This window comes from Peribacillus sp. B-H-3, assembly GCF_048572925.1.
GTDB lineage: Bacteria > Bacillota > Bacilli > Bacillales > DSM-1321 > Peribacillus.
This window is the reverse complement of the sequence record NZ_CP183879.1, coordinates 4,414,911-4,435,360: the sequence shown is the minus strand read 5'-3', so window position 1 is coordinate 4,435,360 and position 20,450 is coordinate 4,414,911. Positions and strand designations below refer to the sequence as shown.

Genomic DNA, 20,450 nt, shown 5'->3' with positions numbered 1-20,450 from the left:
CTTTTTTTATGTTTTTTTAGGGGTCAGACCCCATTTCCCGGATTATTTCCCGGCAGGGGGATATGCTATACAAAAAGCGGTTTAGGGGGTTTTTTGATGATTGAGCTTTCTTCGGGTATTGAGGGCAGGGTTTTTTCTTTACTGGATTTAGAGACATTGATGAAGCCGGCAGGTTATGTGATTGGGGGGAATTGGGATTATGGGCATGGCTGTTTTGATTATAAGATAGATGACGCAGAAGGATATCAGTTCCTCCGCATTCCATTCAAAGCAATAGATGGGCAATTGGATTCTCCGGGTGTAACGGTCGAACTGCAAAAACCATACCTCCTGTCACATGTGTATGAAAGCGGCCTGGATCAGGAGGGAAACACAGGAAATGTATCTGCCTCTTTCAATCAATTTGCAGAACCTGTTGACCCTGACGGAGATTTCCCTCATATTTATATTTCGCTTGGAAAATCCATTTTACATGAGCTGGAAAAAATCCTGCTTGATTAATTATTTGGCATTCACAATCAGCAGGAGGTCATGACTCTCCATAGAAATTGAAAGCGGGGGATTAATCATCGTATTTCCATTTCGAACGATGCCTGCTGGCAATATATTCGAATCGACCAGAATATGGCTTAATTCCTGGAAGGTGAGGCCATTCCATTCTGGTTTTAAAGGAACCTCTGAAAAAACGGAGCTTTCCGATTTATCGCCTTTTTGGCCAGTTTCAGCCAAGTCCCTAAACATATAACCGCTTGCATACTCATTCGTTTCGATCAGCGAATCGGCACCCGCACGCAAGGCATTGGACCTTTGTTCCTTTGTCAGTATTTCTACGGAACAATAAATATCCGGGTTAAGTCCTTTAATACTGATTAAGGTTAATATGGAAAACATGTCAGTCTGAAATTCATCCTGTTTTAAATCAGCAGTGATCAGAACTCTTGAAGCACCCGCAACATTAGCTTTTTCCAGCACTCCGTCATAAGCGGCATTACCCCGAATGAAGTGAACATTGGATCTATACTGTATCAATGGATGCCTGGAAAGAGAAGCATCAATCAATACGATTTGCCTTCTGTCTTTCTCCAGGATGGACTGAATAAGCAGCTTTGATCTTTCATTCCAGCCGATTATAATTAAATGGCCGCTTTTGCTGCATATTTTCTTCCCTTCCGCGTAATCTTGTTCAGATGAAGCGGCAATAGCTGAAACGGACGCAAAATAAGAGGTAAGTACTCCTGCGCCTGATAATATAAGCAAAATGCCAATTGCCTTTCCTTTCATGGTTTCTGGAACAAAATCACCATATCCGATTGTAGAGGCGGTAACGATCGCCCACCAAATGCCGTCAAAGTAGGAGCGAAAGGTTTCAGGCTCTGCGAGGTGTATGGCGCTTCCGAATGCTGCAAGGAAAATGAAGATAATAACAAGCAGCCTTAAGAGGCGAAGCATATTCCCGTTTTCATGCCGTGTTCTGATTCTAAGCATTAAATTCCCCTTCTTCTTCTTTTCCTAACAGTATGGACAACATTCCCCTAGCTAATAAGGATTATTCCTGCTCAGGCCTCAAAAAATTTCTTGAGTTAAGGAAAGTACATGAACAGATATATCAATAATAATATTAATTACCCCCTGAACCTTTTATTGTGAATCCATAGGTATTAGTTTATGCTTTGGATAAGAGGAATGAAAGGGTGATGCTATGAAGAATTTTGAAAAAAGAACGATCATACTGGCAATAGTATCATTTTGTGTATTCTTGCCTGTGCTTGCAAATCACAGTCTGATTCCTGATTGGACGCTCTATTTACAAAATCACTATACGTTTATTCATATCATTCTGGAATTGGCCAGTACACTGATTGTGTTTACGATTGTTTTGCTAGGAATCTTTTTTTACAAATATTCATCTACGCTTCCCGCTATTATCCTGGCAGGATCTTTTATTGCAACAGGTGTTTTTGATCTGTTCCACACATTGACATATAAAGGGCTTGCGAATGATATTGATGATAATAGCTTTACTTTTTCAAATCTTTTTTGGGTTTCTGCCCGTTTTACAGAATCCATTGCACTTCTGCTTGTGATATTTTTGCCAAAAAAAAGAACAAGTGACGGAATCACCAAAAATACCTTCATAGCCTTCAGTCTTTATGCCATTTTTATTTCCCTGCTGATTTTTCTTAAATCTGAAAGCTTTCCTGTTCTTTTCCAAAACGGTTCACCTACTTTATTAAAAAATAGTCTGGAATATCTATTTGCACTTCTGCATGTAACGGTCTTGATCCGCGGGCTGTTCCTTTATAAAAGCAGTGGAAAAAGAGAGTATTTATTCCTTGTTGCTGGAGCATGTTTGCTGATGCTTTCTTCCATCCTTTTTGCTTCGTATGAAAATTACTATGACCAGAAAAACTTTTTAGGCCACATCTTTAAGATAATTGGTTACTTTTATCTGTTCAGGGCTGTTATCATATTATTGGGAGAACGCCCATACGAGACAGTCAAAGTACTGTCTGAAAAATACAGCCGGCTGCTTGATACAGTAGTAGAGGGGATTTATGGAACAGATTTGGATGGCAGGCTAATTTTCATCAACGCTTCAGGTACAAAAATGCTGGGCTATAGGGAGGATGAGCTGATCAAAAGGAAATTGCATCCCCTGATTCATCATACAAAAGCAGATGGGACCAGACATTTTGAAGAAGATTGCGTGATTTCTAATACTTCGCGCACTGGCCTTTCGCATCATGTTCATGAAGACTGTTTTTGGAGAAAAGACGGTACGCCCGTCCCTGTGGAATTTTTCACAAGACCTATTCTTGAAGGGAAAAACAGAGTTGGAACGGTCGTCACTTTTTTTGACATTTCTCAAAGAAAGCAGCTGGAAGTCCTCCAGAATAAGCAGAACCTGCTGGATCTTGAAATTGATCTTGCTGTTTCTGTTCAGCAGTCGCTGTTATCTGCAGGGAATGATTCATCAGATTTGAAGAATATTGGTGTGGTCAGCAAACCTTATAAAAAATTAAACGGTGACTTTTATGCCTTTGTCCAGCAGCCAGAAGGCATGACTATTGCAATTGCAGATGTTTGCGGAAAAGGAATTCCCGCGGCCATCCAAATGACCATGATGAAATTTGCTATGGAAGCCAATCGGAAGCCACCGCTTATTTTAGAGGATGTTAACCGCTTTTTTGCAAAATATATGGATCATTATTCTTTCATTACTATGCTCGTAGGATTTTATAATCAAGGTACAAGGACTTTCTCCTACTCAAGCGCGGGTCATGAACCGGCGTTATTGTATAAATCAGGAAAAGACGAATTTATTGAACTTACAACAGGAGATCCAATTATCGGGATTCATAATGAGTTTGTTTATCAATCGAAGGATATCCAGCTCGAAGAAGGCGATTACCTGCTGCTGTATACGGACGGCATTATTGAGAAAAAGAACAATAAAATTGATAACAACGATGTATTAAGAGAAGCGGTCCGGAAGGCTGATTTAAAAATGCCTGTACAGCACATAGCTGATAGTATGTTCGAAGCGATCAGGGATTATCATGGACAAGGTGTTCACGATGATCAGACATTGATTGTTGTAAGGGCATGATGCTATGGTGGGAGTCCGGGATATTTTGGGGCTGAACCGGCGCTTGCGCTTTTTATGTAATACAGCTCCAGCGCCTAGCCTGTCGAGGTCGCAAGCCATGTAAGAAACGAAGGCAAAAGGCGCCTTATGATTTTTGCATCTTACGCTTCTCGAGGGCCACCAGGGATGGGGTCACGAAGACGTTGCCGCAGGATGCGGCGTACTTAGTCTTTGTTCCGCAATACAAGGCGCTTGCGCTTTTTATACTCATTAAGGAGGATTATTTGATGAATTTTCATCTTGTTATGAAAGAGGTCCTCTTAAACTTTTTTCTGATCTTGACGCCGATTTATTTTTTTCAATTTATTAGTACGCAAAGAGCCAGAAACGGGCAAATTCTCCTGGGAATCATTGCAGGGATGGCAGCCGTTTTATGCATGACGTTTCCGATTGCTTATGGAAGCGGCTTTCTTTGGGATTTGCGCTGGGTGGCGTTTGTTATTGCCATCATATATGGCGGCTGGACAGCAGGCGGCATTGCAGGCGTAATTCTTCTCAGCTACCGCATTAGTCTTGGAGGCTTGGCCAGCATCTTGAATGTAACGGTCGTAGCGGTCATGTTATTTATACTTTTTATTGTTATGCGAAAATGGTTTCACGGATTAGCCTTGAAAAAGAAGATGCAGGCAGGCCTTGCAATGGCTATTTTAACCTTTTCACTAGTTCTTATGGCGATTATGTTCCACTTCTGGTTCACGGACAATCTCGGTTTCTTTTACGCAGAAGGAGCCAATGTTTTTCTTCTTATGGGCGCAAGCTACATATTATCTATGCTGCTTTTCATTTATTTTACGGAAAATACTATCCGGTTTAGCAGCCTAAGAGAAACCTTTCACCAAACTGAAAAGGCACATATGGTCAACGAGCTGTTTGTTCTCTTTTCATATGAACTGAAAAAGCCATTGGAAAAAGCGAAAGAAAGTCTGGAAAAAATTCAATTAAATACGGCAGATGCATCAAGTGCGGGCCATCAAAAACTTGCCCTGAGCCAGCTTGAGGAAGCACAGCGCGTTCTTTCCGGATATCATTCCTATTCGAAAAATGAAGATGGAATAAAATCCGGTTTTTTCCTGCTTCCGGCTATAGAAGAAATTGTAGAAATTACATCACCCTACTCCCATACAAAAGGTGTTCAAGTTACTTATTCATTGAACCAGGATATAGAACTGACTGGAGATAAAATACCATTCAAACAAGCGATTTTAAATATCCTGAAAAATGCCATTGATGCCACTTCTAAGGGAGGAAGGGTATTAATTGAAGCTGAAAAATCGAGAAATCATGTGAAATTACGGGTAATAGACTCAGGAATCGGAATGACCAGGGAAGTTCTGCGTGACATAGCCAGAAGCAATGGATTGAGCGGAAGCAAGTTTGCTGGAAATGGCCTGCATGTGGCCTTTGAACAAGTTCATAAAATTGGCGGTTATTTGTCCTTTGATTCTGTAGTGGATAAAGGCACTGTGGTTACAATGAAGCTGCCGCTAGCCTGAAATTGAAAAGCTGTCCGGTGTGATTCCTGTCCGAGACAGCTTTTTTTGCTTGGTATTATCAATAACTAGCTCCGCTTTCTTACATTGAAATTATCACTGATTAAAAGCCAATTTTGCGGAAAAGGCAATCCGAGCTTCCAATAGCTCATTCCGCGGAGATTCAATGTTTTCATTAAATCGAACTTAGCCTGGATGGACCGGGCATCTTCAAACCATACTTCATGCTGCTTTCCCTGGCTGTCCGTATAGCTGAAATGCGGGGCCTGGGCAGTTTTGCTATATTCAATGGGCACATTGTATCTTCCGGCAAGCAAAATGGCTGCCTGGGGGCTCAGTGCTTTTGCTTGTGATCCCTGGACGAAGGGAAGTGTCCAGTCGTAGCCATATAAATTTTGGCCCATTATTATTTTTGATGGGGGAATTTCGGTAATGGCATATTCGAGAACCTTCCTGACCGGTCCTATTGGTGAAACGGCCTGGGCAGGCCCGCCGCTGTATCCCCATTCATACGTCATGATGATGACAAAATCGACAATTTGGCCGTGTGCTTTATAATCGTGTGCTTCATACCATTTTCCTTTTTGGGCTGCACTCGTCTTGGGAGCTAACGCGGTGGACAGCAGCCAGCCTTCCTGGCTGAATCTCGCCTTCGCAGTCCGCAAGAATTGGTTGTAGGCTTCCTTGTCAGCCGGCCTTAAATATTCAAAATCAAAATGAATATCCCTAAAACCATATTGCTTGGCAGTTCTCACGATATTGTTTAGAAATGCAGTCTGTATAGCGGGGTTTGTTAACAGAATTTTACCCAATTCATCGCTGAATTGGCCATTTTCCTGGTTATTGATTACCATCATCAGTACATTTCGATTATTTCTCGCAATGCTTTCAAAATTATTGAGAGGAGGGGCTTTCAAACTGCCGTCCCGCTTTGCCTGAAAACTGAAGGGAGCCAGGTAGGTTAAGTAAGGTGCTGCCTCTATTGCGCTGTTTTCCAGTGCTTTTGTAACGCTTGTTCCAAGAGGCTCTACATAACCATTGAATTCCCGTTCCGTTTTTGGCATTGGCGGTATATATAGGCGATAGCCGGAGGAAAGCGGCTGATTGACCGGAATTCCATTAATTCTGGCAAGCTCTTCATATGAAATTCCAAATTTCCTCGATATGCTCCAAAGCGTGTCACCGGTTTTGACGAAATAAAAGCGGCCGGTAATCGGAATAACAAGTGTTTGCCCGATAACCAGACGGTCAGGATTTGGCACTTTATTTGCTTCTGCGATTCTTTCAGCAGTGGTTCCATACGCCTGGGCAATGCTTGACAGAGTTTCATTAGAAGCAACCACATGTATTTGCATCAGCTTCCCTCCTAATTAATCACGTTCGCCATATGCTTTAAGGTCATTTTGTTAGGGCGTGTACGCTATAATCATTTTATGCGGGGAAATTCATATAATGATATCAAAGGAAAAAACCGCTTGAATGAATCTAATTATATATTGGAAATATAACTGTGAAATCTATGAAATGGCAGCTGTGCACAGTAAAAGACTTAGTTCTTGCCCTCCTGGAATTTAGATGCAAGCCTGATGGCCCTTGCAGGAAAATCGGTAAACAATCCCTCAACACCAAGCTCCAGAAGATAGATAATATCACTTTCTAAATTCGCTGTATAAGGGCGGACCTTGCAGCCTAAAGTCTGGGCCTTTGCTGTGATTTCCTTTGTGAGGGCGGCCAGTGCTGGATGAAAGCCTGCTCCTTGCTTAGTTTTAAGCACTTCTTCAAAATTAACCGGAAGTCCTTCAAATAAAAGGGCACTTTCGATTTCAGGAGCTATTTTTTGGGCTATACTGATAGATTCATGGTTAAAAGAAGAAAGGATGACCCTCTTTTCATAGGAATATCCGCGGATAAGCTCTATAACCTTTTCCTCTAATCCTGCATAAGGGAATTTATCATTTTTCAGTTCAACATTAATGATAAGTGAGGTGCCTGAGGCCCATTGAAATACTTCCTTCAGCAAAGGTATTTTTTCATTTTTAAAAGAAGGAGAAAATTTCACTCCCGCATCAGCCATTTTCAGCTCTTCGGCTGTATAGTCCTTTACATAGCCTGACAGGGTAGTGGTCCGGTCGATAGTTTCGTCGTGGATTACTGCCAATTCCCCGTCTTTGGTTAGGTGGACATCAAGCTCAATCCCGTCTGCACCGCTTCTCAAAGCTTCTTCGAATGCAGAGAGGGTATTTTCAGGATGTGTTCCTTTGGAACCTCTGTGGGCAAATATACATACATTCTTCATGTGTCACCCTCCTTGTTTTACATTAGTTATTATTCTATTCCCTTGTCTTTGAAATTACACTTAAAAAGAAACTGAAAAACAAGAGTAACCGAAAAGATGATTTTCCGAAAATAAAAGAGCAGACAGCAAAGGATGGCACACGGGCAGGGACAGCAGGGATTCCGCTCTAGAAAGGCAGAAGACACTTCTGAAATAAACGAGTAAATCGCGGGCATCCCCGTCTCTTTTCCAGAGACGGGGATTTTTTAAATCTTTCGCAAGGGAGTCCTTACAAGGATCTAATGTCCGCTTCAGAATTGCTTGCGCCTGCGATTGTTTGAAAAGATGATTTAAAAGGTAAGATATTAGGAGCGCAATGAAGGGGCTTTCCGTGTATATTCCAGAGTGTCATCCCTGCTTCAAAAATAAACGGATTTGAAAGCCTGTTTTTAAAATTTAGTGGAAGCAGGGAAGGATGGGGGTCACAAAGACGGTGCAGCAGGACGCGGCGTTCTGAGTCTTTGTTCCTCAAACAGGCGCTTGCGCTTTTTTGTAATCCAGCTCCAGCGCCTAGCCCGCTGAGGCCTGCACGATGCAGGTCATGAAGGCGTTTCTGCAGGACGCAGAGTAATTAGCCTTCGTTCCTTGGTAGATGTTTTGCCCTGAGAGGCAAAAAGCGCCTCTAAGGTCAAAACTCTATTTGCTACACGGGCTGATCAAGGCGCTTGCGCTTTTTTGTAAGTCATTGGTTTATTTTTGATAAAAAAGACCTTATTATATTATTTTACGATAAAAGTCTTGACTTCGACAAAGAACGACAATATCCTTTAAATATTGAATCGTTAAAAAATTAAAATATTTAGACAATTCAATCTCTTAACTAAATTAGCATTCAAGGAGAATTATATGAACTCAATCTTTCGTAAAGTGTCAATTCCTGACTTGGTGGCAAAAAGCCAAGTGAAAAAATTGAATCGTTCGTTAGGTCTGCTGGACTTAATCTTTTTGGGAGTAGGCTGCGTAATCGGGACGGGCATCTTCGTGATTACAGGAGTGGTCGCTGCAAAAAGTGCAGGTCCTGCGCTGCTTATCTCATTTATTATCGCTGGTGTTGCCTGCGCCCTGGCTGCTTTGTGCTATGCCGAGTTTTCGTCGGCTGTTCCGGTGTCAGGGAGTGTGTATACCTATACATACGCTACCCTTGGTGAAATTTTTGCCTTCCTGATCGGGTGGGACCTCATGCTCGAATACGTTTTGGCTGTTTCAGCCGTGGCTACTGGCTGGTCCTCTTATTTTCAGTCGCTGATTGCCGGTTTTGGCATATACATACCAGATATATTAACCCAGGCACCCGGGACAGGGAAGGGCGCAATTATTAATCTTCCGGCCGTTATTATTATCTTGCTGATTACAGCACTAGTAAGCAGAGGTGTCAAAGAGAGTACAAGATTTAATAATGTAATGGTAGTTATAAAACTTTCCGTCATCCTGGCGTTCATTGCAGCGGGGGCTGGTTATGTCAAACCTGAGAACTGGACTCCGTTTGCTCCATTTGGCTTTAAAGGGATTGTTACAAGTGCCGCAACAGTTTTCTTTTCTTATATTGGGTTTGATGTCATTGCTACGGCATCTGAAGAAGTGAAAAATCCAAAAAGAAATATGCCAATTGGAATCATTGCTTCCCTTGGTATCTGTACAATTTTATATATGGTTGTTTCCCTTATCCTGACAGGAATGGTGCCCTATACAAAATTAAATGTCGGAGATCCTGTCTCTTTTGCATTAAAAGCTGTCGGCCAGGATCAGATGGCAGGAATTATTTCAGTAGGAGCTGTTGCAGGAATTACGACTGTATTGCTTGCCCTGATTTATGCCCAGGTAAGATTGTCTTATTCAATGAGCCGTGACGGACTTCTTCCCAAGCGTTTGTCTGTGGTCCATAAAAAGTACAAAACTCCTTTCTCAAATACATGGCTGACTGGCATTGTTGCTGCTGCCATTGCAGGATTTGTCGACCTGACGACCCTTGCACATTTGGTGAACATGGGCACTCTTGCTGCCTTCACGCTGGTATCAATAGCGATTATCGTTCTTAGGGTAAAGCATCCCGAAATCAAAGCATCTTTCCGGGTTCCTTTCGTGCCGGTATTACCTGCAATTAGCGCCTTGTTTTGTGTGTATTTAACATTAAGCCTGCCTGCGATTACCTGGATTTCCTTTATCATATGGCTGATCGTAGGACTTGCTGTTTATCTCTTTTATGGTAAAAAACACAGCCATCTTAATCAGCGTTAATAAAAAAGCTTCATCATAATTTTTATGATGAAGCTTTTTAGTTTTCCAGATGCGGGCCGTTTAATTTCGAAGTCTGTCAGACAATAATGGCAGTGCGAAAGAGCAGGAAGGGTTCTTTCAAAAAGCCCTCATTTAAAAATGCTGAAGTCTGTACATTGGACACACACACAGAAAAGGATTAAGATAAAGAACAATTTTCTACTTGAAAGGTCTGAATGGATATGGAGTATATATCACCGCCAGGAAAACTGTACAGAAAAACCATCCTGGCTTTGTTTTTTGGAAGCTTTGTAACGTTTGCAGATTTATACAGTACACAGCCGGTGATTCCGGTCATTGCAGAGCAATTTCATATACTGCCAGCAAAAGCCAGTCTTGCACTTTCTTTTTCCACTGGCATGCTTGCCATATGTTTGTTCATTATATCGATTTTTTCTGGGATTGGTGACCGAAAACGGATCATGGGGACTGCATTGACTTTATCAGCTCTATGTTCAATCAGCGTCAGCTTTGTTCACAGCCTTCCCCTGCTCCTTGCCATCCGTGCTGTACAAGGAGCGGCATTAGCCGGATTCCCCTCCATTGCCATGGCTTATATTACTGAGGAATTCCATCCGAAGAGCCTTGGCTATGTAATAGGGATTTATGTCAGCGGATCAAGCATCGGCGGACTTGCGGGCAGGCTGATTGTGGGTTCATTATCGGATTTCCTGAACTGGAATATTGCAATAGGCTGTCTGGGGGCATTAAGCCTGCTGATCAGCATGGCCTTTTGGATGATGCTGCCGTCCTCAAAACATATCATGGCAAACCCGATATCGCTCAGAAGCATAAAAAGTTCTCTGATTCACAACTTGAGAAATAGAGGGCTGCTGATCCTCTATACCATTGGTTTTTTATTAATGGGTTCATTTGTGGCCGTATATAATTATGCAGGAATTCCGCTTATGGAGCCTCCCTATAACTTGTCGCAGACCCTCGTTGGATTTATTTTTATCATTTATCTTGCAGGCACCTTCAGTTCTGCCTGGATGGGCAAGCTTGCTGACCGGATGGACCGAACTAGAGTCATATCTGCAGGAATAATGTTGATGATAACGGGAGGCGCATTGACGTTAAGCGGAAGCATTGTGATGAAAATTGCTGGGCTCACTGCTTTTACATTCGGTTTTTTTGGTTCCCATTCTATCGCGAGCAGCTGGGTTGGAATATTGGCAAATAAAAATGAAAAAGCACAGGCTTCTTCTTTTTATCTGCTATTTTACTATGCGGGGTCGAGCTTAATAGGTGCCGCAGGAGGGGTGTTCCTTCACAGCTATGGATGGGGAGGTGTAATCGGCGCGGCTGGCATTTTGCTTGCTTCAGCCTTTGTTCTGGCACTATTCATCGGCAAAACAGAAAGTGCTTTTTTGCGGGAAGACAGCTGAGTCATTGCAGGCTTCGAGGCATCTTCTCTTATTAATCTAAAACTCGCCCGTCATATTTTTTGCAGTTTATGAATATATTTTCTTAAATGGGATAAATACATAGAGAGCTCATTTTGAAAAGAAGAGAGGTTAATAGATAAATTGAAATATAAATCATCTGTACTCGCAGGATTAGCTGGTATGCTGGCCATTTTGCTTTTTGTTTTTTTTCAGGATTCTTCCGGTATGGAAAAGGTGCGGATTAATGAAAAGTATTATCCCGAATATGCAAACGGAAAAGCTGTGGGGTTTAAAACCAAAAAAGTAATCAGCGTTTCCAAAACAGCAGAAGGCAATTCATGCGCGATGGAGTTCAGCAACGGTAAAACGCTGGAAATCGATTGCAGCCGGTATCTTGACTATCGTGTAGGGGATACAGTTTATATTGAGTATAAGGGGAATCATGTGACCGATATACAGAGAAAAAAGTAGAGGTATTTGTACTATATACATAATAGCAGGAGGTTCGTCCGAAAAAATACAGCATCGTATGCACGCAAAAGATGTTATGATACTATCAGACTGGTTTCATGGGGTGTTAGAGCATTGCAAAAAGGTATTGCGGGTTTTTATTTGAGTGTGGCTGCCCTTTTAACCGGAACTGTGCTGTATGCGCTGGTCCGGCTGAAATTCTCCCTGCCGATGCTGGTATACGGGGCGATTGGGCTGATATTTTTGCTGCTTGCCTATCTTTCCTGTTTTTTATGCGTAACGGGAATCTTCAGGGAAAAAGATAGAAAAGCAAGATGGTTTTCTATGATTGGCGCCGGCATTTCAGGTGTTTTGGTTATAGTGGTCATATACCTGATCATATTGGCTGGCCAGAAATAGCAATTAGCCCCCATAAAAGGGGGCCAGGCTGCTTTATTTTTCAGCCTCTCTTTTTAGAGGCTTCTTTTTTTTGTTTATGCTCGGTAAGAATTTTTTTGATTCTTCCAGCGTTGTTCTTTGAATTAATCAGCCTGACCAAATCAGTCATATTCTCGGCTTCGTAGTCTCTTCTGTTTTCGCTCATCTAATCCCTCCCGGAAGTATGCATCATGTAGTATTTCCATACCCGGAGAGGCTCCTGATAAACATGAATTAAATGCCGGCAATGATTTCTTCCATTTCGATTTTCAGCTTTTCTGTTTCGTTTTCAATAATGGTAATCATGGTTCCGAATAGTTCTACAGAATCTCCAGGTCTTGCATTCGCTGGAAAAAGATTTGTTGGTATGCCTTCGGTTTCACCGTCTATTTCCACAATTCCGTAATCACCTTCAAAGCGTTTAATGAAGCCTTTTTTCAGTTCATCCATTTTTAATCACCTTCCTTTTTATATTAATGGTGGTATTCCCGATTCACTGGTTTATAAACAAAAATTTTTCCGTCATCGGGAGAGAATGTGCTGAATACTGTCTGTAAAACTAATATAGTGGCATTTTACAGAAACAAAGTGTAATGTTTTTACATATAAAGCGATGGTTTTGGGTATATAGATATAACAATCTGGAGGATTCTATGAAAAATATAGAAAATATAGGAACAAGATTAAGCGCCGCAAAAGTTAAAATGGCTGAAAAGATGGGCGCGGGATATGAAGGCTCAGAAATTTCCCGGAATGATATGGTAAAAATCAGGAGCGAGCTTATCGGAATCCATGCTGAAGCATTGTCAGGGGACCTGGGTACAGCCATCGATAAAATGAAAAAAAAGGCGAAGGAAATTGGGGAGATACTCATTTTTTCTGGGCATACTCTTGAATCTGCACTAGAAAACACGAAGACGGCCCGTCAAGCATTCTGGAATTTTTTCGAGGAAGAAGTAAATCAGCAGCGATTATCTGCAAATGCGCTGCTTCAGGCAGCTTCCATTGTAGATCAAGTGCTTGATGCATCCATAATCAGCATCAGTGAATGCTATATTGCAAGCTTTAAGGAAAATGCAGCAGCAGCGGATGATGCGGCACTGCAAATTAAAGAGAATAAAATGTTAATAGAAGAACTTTCTGCTCCTGTTGTCCAGACTGTTTTAGAAGGCACCCTGCTGGTCCCTTTCATTGGCAGGATCGATGCTTCGCGGATGGAAGCTATTCAGATGAATGTGCTCGGAAGCTGTTCTGAAAATAATGCTGAGTATATTATTCTGGATTTTTCCGGACTGACGGAGGATGTGGATGCCTTTATGTTTCATCTTCTGGATCAGCTGGTGAAATCATTGAAATTGATAGGAACTGAACCGCGATTTGCAGGGTTTTCTCCAGGTGCGGCTAGAAAGATCGTAGAACTGGGGCTTGTTAATGATGTAAAAACGTTTGGAACCTTCAGGCAGGCAATGTATGATTTATTTAATGAAAAAGGCATGGCCCTGGCCGCACAGGCCAAATAGGCGCAAAGTACTTCAGGCGTTCCTGATGCGCCGGAAATAGTAAAATAATGTTTTGCTTTTCCTTTTTTGAAGATAATAAAAAGGGAGTATGGTATAAACTGCTTGATTAAGCTGGACATAAAGTAAGGAAAGCCGGGCAGCTTTTTCTCTCCTTGCTTTTGCTTTTATATTGGGGATGGTAGGATGCAAAATAATAAGGAATTATATAACTTTTTATTGGATCGTTCAACGGATATTGCAGACCGGTGGATTGAAACATTTAATCATCATTTTGATTCATTGTTTACCTCGTCTGATTCAGTCAGGCTTGATGAACTGCGGGTGCAAAGCCAGCTGTTCATCATCCATTTGCATAAGGTCTTTTTAGTAGATAGAGGGCTGTTTTTTTCATCTTTGCAGGATTGGATTGAACAGGTGGCCAAGCATGGAAATCAGGATTCTTCGATTTCTGAGCTGGCCCATCAGGTGAAAAAGCTCCGGGGGATATATTGGGAGGCCATTGGTGAATTCGTGGAGATGAATTCCGGCAGAATTTCCAATCAGGAAATTATGCTATGGAGCGATCTTGTTTATATAGCCTTTGACGAAATTACAGAAGCGCTTTTAGGCTTTTTTCAGAAAGAGAGCTCCAATAAAATCGATGCGCAGAATACAATTATTTATTCTCTTACCGTACCAATCATACCGATATCTTCAGCTGCTTATTTAATGCCGCTGTTTGGAGAAATGAATACGAAAAGGGCCAAGGTGATAAAAGAACATATTATCGCCCACTGCGCATCCAAAAATGTCAGTCTGCTCTTCATTGATTTTTCAGGGTTAACCGGTGCGGATGATTCTATGCAGCAAATTTGCCAGCTGTCTCTTATGCTGAAAAAGATAAAAGTGGAAACAGCTTTTATAGGCATTGGCCAGCAAATAAAAGAAAAAATTGAAGAACTGGAAATAAACATGGACAATATCGCTGTCTATTCCAGTTTGACTGCCGCTTTAAAGAACTATCAGCTGGATGGTGAATAGGCAGAAAAAGCAGGGACTTGATGTCTCTGCTTTTTTTGATTTCAGAGAAAAACAGGATAGTAAAATTAGGAAATAAGCATGGTAACAGAGAATATAATAGAAATGCGTCTACAGTGTATTCCCGCAGCCCCATTTTGGCTGGCGGCCAGTTGAATGGATCGCTTAGGGCAATCTTCATTTAGGTTTGATTGCAGAACTTTCCATAGCAGAGAGAGGATGGATTGCGGGTGATAAAGCGGGAAAATGAAAATTGGAAAGAAGGGACTGAAAATGGCTGATGCTGCTGTACCTCAGATAAAAACGAAGAAAAAGAGAGGAAAACGGCTTTTATGGGTACTGGGCATAGCGGCAGTGCTGCTGCTCGCCGCGTTTGCCGGCGCGAATTTTTATCTCGCCCGTTCACTGCCTGTAACAAAAGGGGAAATCGGGCTGCAGGGCCTTTTGGGGTCAGTAACTGTCATTAGAGATTCAAGCGGTGTCCCTCATCTTAAAGCAAAAAATGAACATGATTTGTTTATGGCACAGGGCTACATACAGGCACAGGACAGATTGTTTCAAATGGATTTGAGCAGGAGGCAGGCTTCGGGCAGGCTGAGCGAGGTGATTGGCGACAAAACTGCAGAAAATGACAAGTTTTTCCGCACACTGGGATTAAGAAGGGCTGCCGAATCATCTTATAAGCAATATTCTCCAAAAGGAAAGGAAGCTCTTCAATCCTTTTCAGAAGGAGTAAATGCTTATATTAAAGAACTAAAGGAAAATGGGAAATGGCCGGTTGAATTTAAACTGCTTGGATATAAGCCAGAACCCTGGACGCCTGCAGATTGCCTCACCATCGGAAAATATATGGCGTTTGATTTAGGCGGAAACTGGGAGGATCAGGCCTTTAGGCAATATTTGCTCCAGACTTTCCCAAAGAATAAAGCATATGATCTTTTTCCAAGCTATCCAAGAAGCGCACCATATATTATCGGGAAATCAGAACTGAATATTGAAAAAAGCTTTGCACACGCAGTTACTCCATTCGAATACAACGGAAGCAATAACTGGGTAGTCAGCGGCCAAAAAACGGCATCCAAAAAACCTCTTCTTTCGGATGACCCTCATCTGGGTCTTGCAACTCCTTCAATATGGTATCAAATGCATCTGGAAGCCCCGAGTGTAAATGTAAGCGGGGTCATTTTCGCGGGCGTTCCAGGAATTATTCTTGGACATAACGAGAATATTGCCTGGGGAGTCACCAACACAGGCCCTGATGTCCAGGATCTGTATATAGAGAGAAGAAATCCGGTGCGGAAGAATGAATTTTACTATAAGGGCAAGTGGGAAAAGGCATCTATCGTCAGCGAGCCAATAAAAATAAAAGATAAAAAAACAATCGACTATAAGGTAACGGTAACACGGCATGGGCCAGTCATATCCGAATTTGCGGGCGAAAGCGGAAAGAATACGGTTCTGGCACTTAGGTGGACCGCCTTAGATCCTTCCTCTGAATTGGAGGCAGTGCTGAAAATGAATAAAGCGAAGGACTGGAACAGCTTTGAAAAAGCACTGCTGAAATTTGAGACACCGGCCCAAAACTTTGTATTTGCTTCAAAAGACGGGACAATAGCTTATAAGGCAAATGGAAAAATTCCAATCCGGAAAAAAGGCGACAGCATGCTTCCGGTTCCTGGCTGGACGGATGAGTATGAATGGAAGGGCTATATTCCATTCAATGAGCTGCCAAAAACGGTCAATCCAAGTGAAGGCTTCATTTCAACCGCTAACAATAAAGTGATTTCCGATGACTATCCGTATCATATCTCGAATAACTGGGCCCAGCCGTACAGACAAATGCGCATACAGGAAGTGCTGAAAGCGAACGATCACCTGACTGTGAAGGATATGGAAAATCTGCAGATGGATCAAATGAATCTGCAGGCAAGGGAGTTTGTTCCGCAATTTGGTAAAGAACTTAAACATATTAAAAGCAGCAGGGATAAGCAGGCGCTGGCGATCTTAAAAGATTGGAATTTTATTGACTCGAAGGATTCCCCTGCCCCGCTGATCTTTAACCTGTGGATGCAGAATATATCAGATGTGCTGCTGTCAAAGCAAATACCTGAAGATACGTTAAAGCTTTTTAAAGGCAAAAAACAGGCAGTAGATGAATTGCTGAGAAGAGGGCTTGAAGGAAAGCCGGGCCCCTGGGTGAAGGAAGCGGGAGGATTGGGAAAAGTTCTGGAACTGTCCCTTGAAAAGACAATAAAACAGGCTGGAAAACTGCAAGGGGAAAAAATGGAGGATTGGAAATGGGGAGATTATCATCAAATTCAATTTACCCATCCACTCTCAAGTGTCGCGCCGCTGAATTTATTATTTAACAGGGAGGCACCCTTTCCTGTTGGGGGAAGCAGTGTCACTGTCCAGGCTGCTGCATTTACAGAGGAAGGAATAGTGAATCATGGGGGCTCCTGGCGATTTGTAATAGATCTTAGCCATATGGACGAAGCCTATCATCTTGTCGGGCCTGGACAATCAGGAAATGTAAAATCCAGATGGTATCATGACCAAATGGATGACTGGGCAAATGGAACGTATCATAAGACAATCCTTAAAAACCCTAAGGGGGATATCTTGACATTGAAACCATAGCATAAGAAAAGGGAAGGCACCATTTGATGTCTTCCCTTTTCTATGATGAAGTGCAGGCCATTTCGGCTATAGATATTTGCTGCCCTCGCGTATGCTTAACCTGGCCAATGTATGGGTGCCGATAAATTGTCTTACTGAGTCAGGTGCTGTTTTGGAATACTCGCGCAGCGCCCATCCTATAGCTTTTTGAATGAAGAATTCCCTGCTGTTTGCATTTTGCAGAATATACCGGTAAAGCAGTTCTTCGTTTGTTTGATGTTTATATTTAAGCTGAAAAAGAATGGAAGTCCGCTTGCGCCAAAGATGATTGGAAGTGCTCCACTCATCTAGGTTCTCAGCAATCAGTTCCGGATAATGGAAAGCCAATTTTCCAACAGGCTTTGCTGCTAGCGCATCTACCGTATCCCACCAGGATTTTTCTGTAATAAGCTGTTTTAGCAGGGGGAAATGTTCTTTTGACAGCACGTTCAGTTTTTTGCTGATATAGTCCAGTGCCGCATATTGATATTCACGCTCAGATTTTTCCCAAAGCTCAAGAACAAGCTCCGGAAGAAAGGGTTTCTTTAATATTTCTGTTTCAGAGTAAAATTGTCTGGTTAGTTCGTTTCTCAGTGGAGTTTTTATTCCTAAAAAAGGGAACAGGTTTTTCATATATTTGCTCATCGGCACAGCCTGTGCTGTGTCACGGTTTTGCTCGAACTTTTCCTGAAGCAGCAGGGTAAGCATTGCGTCTGTCTCCACTTCTATAGTTTTAATATTTTCTGTACACATAAGGATCTTCCGGCTTGCTGATCGTTTGGACGGACTTTACCTTAAGAATAGGGATTGTTTTTTTGAATGGCTGATAATATACGGTATCTAATTCGCCTGTGACAGAAAGCCAATCATCATTTTTGGTTTTTACGTTTTCCGGGAGATCAATCAGCATGCCGAACACGCCTGAGTCGGCCACACAATGTATAATTCCGAAGCGGAACAGGAAGATCTGGTTTTTTGCCACATCCTCAGCATGGTAGGCAAAGCCATTCAGTTTAATGGTCTTGCCTGTAAAATCCCCAGGATAATTATAGATGGTTTCGAGATCATTCAGATAGTTGCTGTCGTTCAATTCAAGCTTTCCCTTTTTATCAAGTTTTTTCAATGAACGGTCCATAAGAGTCTGATAATCGTCAGTTCCATAGTACAGACTGGTATTGGGCTGGAGAAATTGATGCTGGCTGTACTGGTCTGTGTCATTATAGACAGGGAAATGAAATCCCTTTTTTGCGACGATATTTGAATCCATGGTTGCCACAGGAAGGAAAAGCCCTGTGAAGACCGGAATCAGAAATAAAATATACGTCAGATATTTCTTCCAGCCCTTGTTTTCATGGGAATGATCGCTGCCGCAATGACAATCATCACTGCAGCTTTTTTTGTCATCTTCTTTTACATATAAATATAATCCAATCAAGGTGAAAACAGCCAAAATATAGATGGCGGTTTCCGAGATATAGGCATATTTCATGTTAATATACTTCGAAATATTTCCAGAGGCATGCAAATGCATGAATAAAAAAGTAAAGCCAATCAAGATAAGTAACCGAATCATAAAAAAACACCTCTTTAAAATTTAAACAATAAAGTAAGGCCAAGAACCGAAAGGATGATGTACAGCGTCAGATAAAGGACAAATTTCACTTTGAAGGTGCCCAGCAGCATGATGGTATTTTTAATGTCGAGCATGGGACCAAACACAAGGAAGGCTACCAGAGAGCCTGTGGAAAAGGTGCTCCTGAACGAGCTGGCAACAAAGGCATCCGCTTCAGAGCAAAGAGACAGCACATAGGCCATTGCCATCATGACCATGTTGCCAGATACCTGGCCCTGCCCAATATCAAGCAGTACAGATGTTTTAAGAAACGTCTGGACGGCTGCGGCAATCAGCGCCCCTATGATGAGGTATTTTCCTACCGAGAAGAACTCTTCAATAGAGTGCTTGAGCATCGCCATAAGCTTTGACTTAAAGGTATCCATATGAACATGGGATACATGTTCATGCTTCAATTGGGATTCTTTGAATTGATAAGAAATAATAAGTCCGACAATCAATGCAACCAAAAAGGAAATGCCTCCACGGTACAGCACCATTTTCCAGCTGTTCCCAAAGGCGATGAAGGTGGAAAAAAGGACGATTGGATTAATGACAGGCCCGGTCAGCATAAAGCCGATCGCTGCATGAAGCGGCACTCCTTTGGATATTAAGCGCCTTGCAATCGGGACAATGCCGCATTCGCATGCTGGAAACAGAGCTCCAAGCAGGGTGGATACAATAACAGATAAGATACGGTTTTTTGGTATGATCTTTGCAATCATCTCTTCAGTGACGAAAATCTGTATCACACCGGAAACTAAAACTCCCAATAAGATGAATGGCAGTGCTTCTATTAAAATACTGATAAAGATCGTGTTCATTTGCAGTAGTGATTGACTCATACGGGCCGTTCCTCCAAAACTTTTATTCATATGCTCTGTTAAGCTCAGTTGAATGCAGCTTAATGATGATTAGCACGATAGTTGCAGGACTGCGTGAAAGCGGGTTAAGGACACGGCAGATGCAAGAGAAGAACTTGCCTGCTGAGGATCGCCTTAAGCGGAAATCATCAGGCAGGTTTAACAGAGCCATTCATTAAGATAGTAGAGAAGGATATGACCTAAGTCAATTTTTCATTACCGTGAGATATAGACTGGCATCTTATCAGTATAGGGCTTTAGGATAGAGCCTTGCCTCTTTTCAGGCATTAAGTGAAGGATCAGGGCAATACTCATGGTATATCTGCATATATCTTTTCCCGCTTCACGGCAGTTAAGATAGCGTCAAGACAGGGTTATTCGAAGGATTTAAAGCAGGAGATGAGAGGTTGAGAGGTTTCCCTCCATTGATGGAGGTTCACTTAATAAATCAGAGAGAGGGATGATGGAATTTGAACGGCAAGTGTGAATTATGCGGAAGGAATCATACAGAACTGACCATTCATCATTTAACACCAAGGGAAGAAGGGGGAAGCCATCTGCCTACGGCTTTATTGTGCAAGCCCTGCCACAAACAGATACATGCTCTGTATTCAAATAAAGAATTGGCTGTACGGATGTATACCATTGGTTTACTTCAGGATGATGAAGAAATTAAAAAGTATATAAAATGGATCAGAAAGCAGCCTCCTCAAAAATTGGTCAAAACAAGAAAATCGAAGCAAAAATAAAATAGGA

At 42.0% G+C, this 20,450-nt stretch carries 19 protein-coding genes; 11 read left to right on the top strand and 8 right to left on the bottom strand.

From position 1 onward, the window contains the following. The first annotated feature begins 96 nt into the window (after positions 1 to 96). Complete coding sequence (locus tag ACN6MY_RS22125) at positions 97 to 501, top strand: YugN-like family protein (protein ID WP_419882073.1); 405 nt, start codon at positions 97 to 99, stop codon at positions 499 to 501. Here the strand turns inward: ACN6MY_RS22125 and ACN6MY_RS22120 are convergent, their stop codons facing one another. Continuing rightward, the gene (locus tag ACN6MY_RS22120; protein WP_419882072.1) at positions 502 to 1,485 is read right to left on the bottom strand and encodes a potassium channel family protein; all 984 of its coding nucleotides are present in this window, start codon (positions 1,483 to 1,485) and stop codon (positions 502 to 504) included. It abuts the gene before it with no gap. A 214-nt stretch (positions 1,486 to 1,699) separates the two neighbouring features. On the opposite strand from ACN6MY_RS22120, the gene ACN6MY_RS22115 reads away from it, so the two are divergent. Both ACN6MY_RS22115 and ACN6MY_RS22110 read left to right on the top strand, forming a co-directional pair. Continuing rightward, positions 1,700 to 3,610, top strand: coding sequence for an MASE3 domain-containing protein (locus tag ACN6MY_RS22115; protein WP_419882071.1), 1,911 nt, complete (start codon positions 1,700 to 1,702; stop codon positions 3,608 to 3,610). Positions 3,611 to 3,876: 266 nt separating this feature from the next. Continuing rightward, positions 3,877 to 5,142 (top strand): ATP-binding protein, encoded by a 1,266-nt coding sequence (locus ACN6MY_RS22110; RefSeq protein ID WP_419882070.1) that lies wholly within the window; start codon positions 3,877 to 3,879, stop codon positions 5,140 to 5,142. Between the two features lie 65 nt (positions 5,143 to 5,207). Here ACN6MY_RS22110 and ACN6MY_RS22105 read toward each other — a convergent pair whose 3' ends face one another. Next, positions 5,208 to 6,494, bottom strand: coding sequence for a LysM peptidoglycan-binding domain-containing protein (locus tag ACN6MY_RS22105; RefSeq protein ID WP_419882069.1), 1,287 nt, complete (start codon positions 6,492 to 6,494; stop codon positions 5,208 to 5,210). A 194-nt stretch (positions 6,495 to 6,688) separates the two neighbouring features. Then, on the bottom strand, positions 6,689 to 7,435 hold the full coding sequence (locus ACN6MY_RS22100; RefSeq protein WP_419882068.1) for a glycerophosphodiester phosphodiesterase: 747 nt from the start codon (positions 7,433 to 7,435) through the stop codon (positions 6,689 to 6,691). A gap of 885 nt (positions 7,436 to 8,320) precedes the next feature. On the opposite strand from ACN6MY_RS22100, the gene ACN6MY_RS22095 reads away from it, so the two are divergent. From ACN6MY_RS22095 to ACN6MY_RS22080, 4 genes are all read left to right on the top strand, one after another. After that, positions 8,321 to 9,709: an amino acid permease gene (locus ACN6MY_RS22095; RefSeq protein ID WP_419882067.1), complete on the top strand. Its 1,389-nt coding sequence runs from the start codon at positions 8,321 to 8,323 to the stop codon at positions 9,707 to 9,709. A gap of 215 nt (positions 9,710 to 9,924) precedes the next feature. Continuing rightward, on the top strand, positions 9,925 to 11,136 hold the full coding sequence (locus ACN6MY_RS22090) for an MFS transporter (protein ID WP_419882066.1): 1,212 nt from the start codon (positions 9,925 to 9,927) through the stop codon (positions 11,134 to 11,136). Positions 11,137 to 11,277: 141 nt separating this feature from the next. Next, on the top strand, positions 11,278 to 11,607 hold the full coding sequence (locus tag ACN6MY_RS22085; RefSeq protein ID WP_419882065.1) for a hypothetical protein: 330 nt from the start codon (positions 11,278 to 11,280) through the stop codon (positions 11,605 to 11,607). A 114-nt stretch (positions 11,608 to 11,721) separates the two neighbouring features. After that, a complete protein-coding gene (locus ACN6MY_RS22080) occupies positions 11,722 to 12,006 on the top strand; it encodes a hypothetical protein (protein WP_419882064.1) in 285 nt (94 codons plus the stop codon). 40 nt (positions 12,007 to 12,046) lie between these two features. On the opposite strand, the gene ACN6MY_RS22075 is transcribed toward ACN6MY_RS22080, so the two are convergent. Next, complete coding sequence (locus ACN6MY_RS22075) at positions 12,047 to 12,190, bottom strand: hypothetical protein (protein WP_177201347.1); 144 nt, start codon at positions 12,188 to 12,190, stop codon at positions 12,047 to 12,049. A 68-nt stretch (positions 12,191 to 12,258) separates the two neighbouring features. Further along, entirely contained in the window at positions 12,259 to 12,474 is a 216-nt protein-coding gene (locus tag ACN6MY_RS22070; protein WP_419882063.1) for a DUF3006 domain-containing protein, read from the bottom strand. Positions 12,475 to 12,677: 203 nt separating this feature from the next. Between ACN6MY_RS22070 and ACN6MY_RS22065 the strand changes: the two genes are divergently transcribed. The 3 genes from ACN6MY_RS22065 (at position 12,678) to ACN6MY_RS22055 (ending at position 17,201) form a co-directional block, all read left to right on the top strand. Beyond that, positions 12,678 to 13,544 carry an STAS domain-containing protein gene (locus ACN6MY_RS22065; RefSeq protein WP_419882062.1) on the top strand — a complete coding sequence of 289 codons (867 nt, stop codon included), beginning with the start codon at positions 12,678 to 12,680 and terminating at the stop codon, positions 13,542 to 13,544. A 183-nt stretch (positions 13,545 to 13,727) separates the two neighbouring features. After that, on the top strand, positions 13,728 to 14,564 hold the full coding sequence (locus ACN6MY_RS22060) for an STAS domain-containing protein (RefSeq protein WP_419882061.1): 837 nt from the start codon (positions 13,728 to 13,730) through the stop codon (positions 14,562 to 14,564). A gap of 243 nt (positions 14,565 to 14,807) precedes the next feature. Continuing rightward, entirely contained in the window at positions 14,808 to 17,201 is a 2,394-nt protein-coding gene (locus ACN6MY_RS22055) for a penicillin acylase family protein (RefSeq protein WP_419882060.1), read from the top strand. 66 nt (positions 17,202 to 17,267) lie between these two features. Here ACN6MY_RS22055 and ACN6MY_RS22050 read toward each other — a convergent pair whose 3' ends face one another. From ACN6MY_RS22050 to ACN6MY_RS22040, 3 genes are read right to left on the bottom strand one after another with little or no spacing between them, the layout of a single operon-like run. Further along, positions 17,268 to 17,972, bottom strand: a complete 705-nt coding sequence (locus ACN6MY_RS22050; protein ID WP_419882059.1) for a DNA alkylation repair protein — start codon at positions 17,970 to 17,972, stop codon at positions 17,268 to 17,270. After that, on the bottom strand, positions 17,953 to 18,792 hold the full coding sequence (locus ACN6MY_RS22045) for a TIGR03943 family putative permease subunit (protein WP_419882058.1): 840 nt from the start codon (positions 18,790 to 18,792) through the stop codon (positions 17,953 to 17,955). The genes ACN6MY_RS22050 and ACN6MY_RS22045 overlap by 20 nt, the downstream gene beginning before the upstream one ends. A gap of 14 nt (positions 18,793 to 18,806) precedes the next feature. Further along, positions 18,807 to 19,676: a permease gene (locus tag ACN6MY_RS22040; RefSeq protein ID WP_419882057.1), complete on the bottom strand. Its 870-nt coding sequence runs from the start codon at positions 19,674 to 19,676 to the stop codon at positions 18,807 to 18,809. Between the two features lie 488 nt (positions 19,677 to 20,164). On the opposite strand from ACN6MY_RS22040, the gene ACN6MY_RS22035 reads away from it, so the two are divergent. Next, entirely contained in the window at positions 20,165 to 20,443 is a 279-nt protein-coding gene (locus ACN6MY_RS22035) for an HNH endonuclease (protein ID WP_419882056.1), read from the top strand. The last annotated feature ends 7 nt before the right edge of the window (positions 20,444 to 20,450 follow it).

What these genes read in the sequence shown, in the direction of transcription:
- ACN6MY_RS22125 (WP_419882073.1), top strand. Translation starts at nt 97, where the DNA reads ATGATTGAGCTTTCTTCGGGTATTGAGGGCAGGGTTTTTTCTTTACTG.
- ACN6MY_RS22120 (WP_419882072.1), bottom strand. Translation starts at nt 1,485, where the DNA reads ATGCTTAGAATCAGAACACGGCATGAAAACGGGAATATGCTTCGCCTC.
- ACN6MY_RS22115 (WP_419882071.1), top strand. Translation starts at nt 1,700, where the DNA reads ATGAAGAATTTTGAAAAAAGAACGATCATACTGGCAATAGTATCATTT.
- ACN6MY_RS22110 (WP_419882070.1), top strand. Translation starts at nt 3,877, where the DNA reads ATGAATTTTCATCTTGTTATGAAAGAGGTCCTCTTAAACTTTTTTCTG.
- ACN6MY_RS22105 (WP_419882069.1), bottom strand. Translation starts at nt 6,494, where the DNA reads ATGCAAATACATGTGGTTGCTTCTAATGAAACTCTGTCAAGCATTGCC.
- ACN6MY_RS22100 (WP_419882068.1), bottom strand. Translation starts at nt 7,435, where the DNA reads ATGAAGAATGTATGTATATTTGCCCACAGAGGTTCCAAAGGAACACAT.
- ACN6MY_RS22095 (WP_419882067.1), top strand. Translation starts at nt 8,321, where the DNA reads ATGAACTCAATCTTTCGTAAAGTGTCAATTCCTGACTTGGTGGCAAAA.
- ACN6MY_RS22090 (WP_419882066.1), top strand. Translation starts at nt 9,925, where the DNA reads ATGGATATGGAGTATATATCACCGCCAGGAAAACTGTACAGAAAAACC.
- ACN6MY_RS22075 (WP_177201347.1), bottom strand. Translation starts at nt 12,190, where the DNA reads ATGAGCGAAAACAGAAGAGACTACGAAGCCGAGAATATGACTGATTTG.
- ACN6MY_RS22070 (WP_419882063.1), bottom strand. Translation starts at nt 12,474, where the DNA reads ATGGATGAACTGAAAAAAGGCTTCATTAAACGCTTTGAAGGTGATTAC.
- ACN6MY_RS22065 (WP_419882062.1), top strand. Translation starts at nt 12,678, where the DNA reads ATGAAAAATATAGAAAATATAGGAACAAGATTAAGCGCCGCAAAAGTT.
- ACN6MY_RS22060 (WP_419882061.1), top strand. Translation starts at nt 13,728, where the DNA reads ATGCAAAATAATAAGGAATTATATAACTTTTTATTGGATCGTTCAACG.
- ACN6MY_RS22055 (WP_419882060.1), top strand. Translation starts at nt 14,808, where the DNA reads ATGAAAATTGGAAAGAAGGGACTGAAAATGGCTGATGCTGCTGTACCT.
- ACN6MY_RS22050 (WP_419882059.1), bottom strand. Translation starts at nt 17,972, where the DNA reads ATGTGTACAGAAAATATTAAAACTATAGAAGTGGAGACAGACGCAATG.
- ACN6MY_RS22045 (WP_419882058.1), bottom strand. Translation starts at nt 18,792, where the DNA reads ATGATTCGGTTACTTATCTTGATTGGCTTTACTTTTTTATTCATGCAT.
- ACN6MY_RS22040 (WP_419882057.1), bottom strand. Translation starts at nt 19,676, where the DNA reads ATGAGTCAATCACTACTGCAAATGAACACGATCTTTATCAGTATTTTA.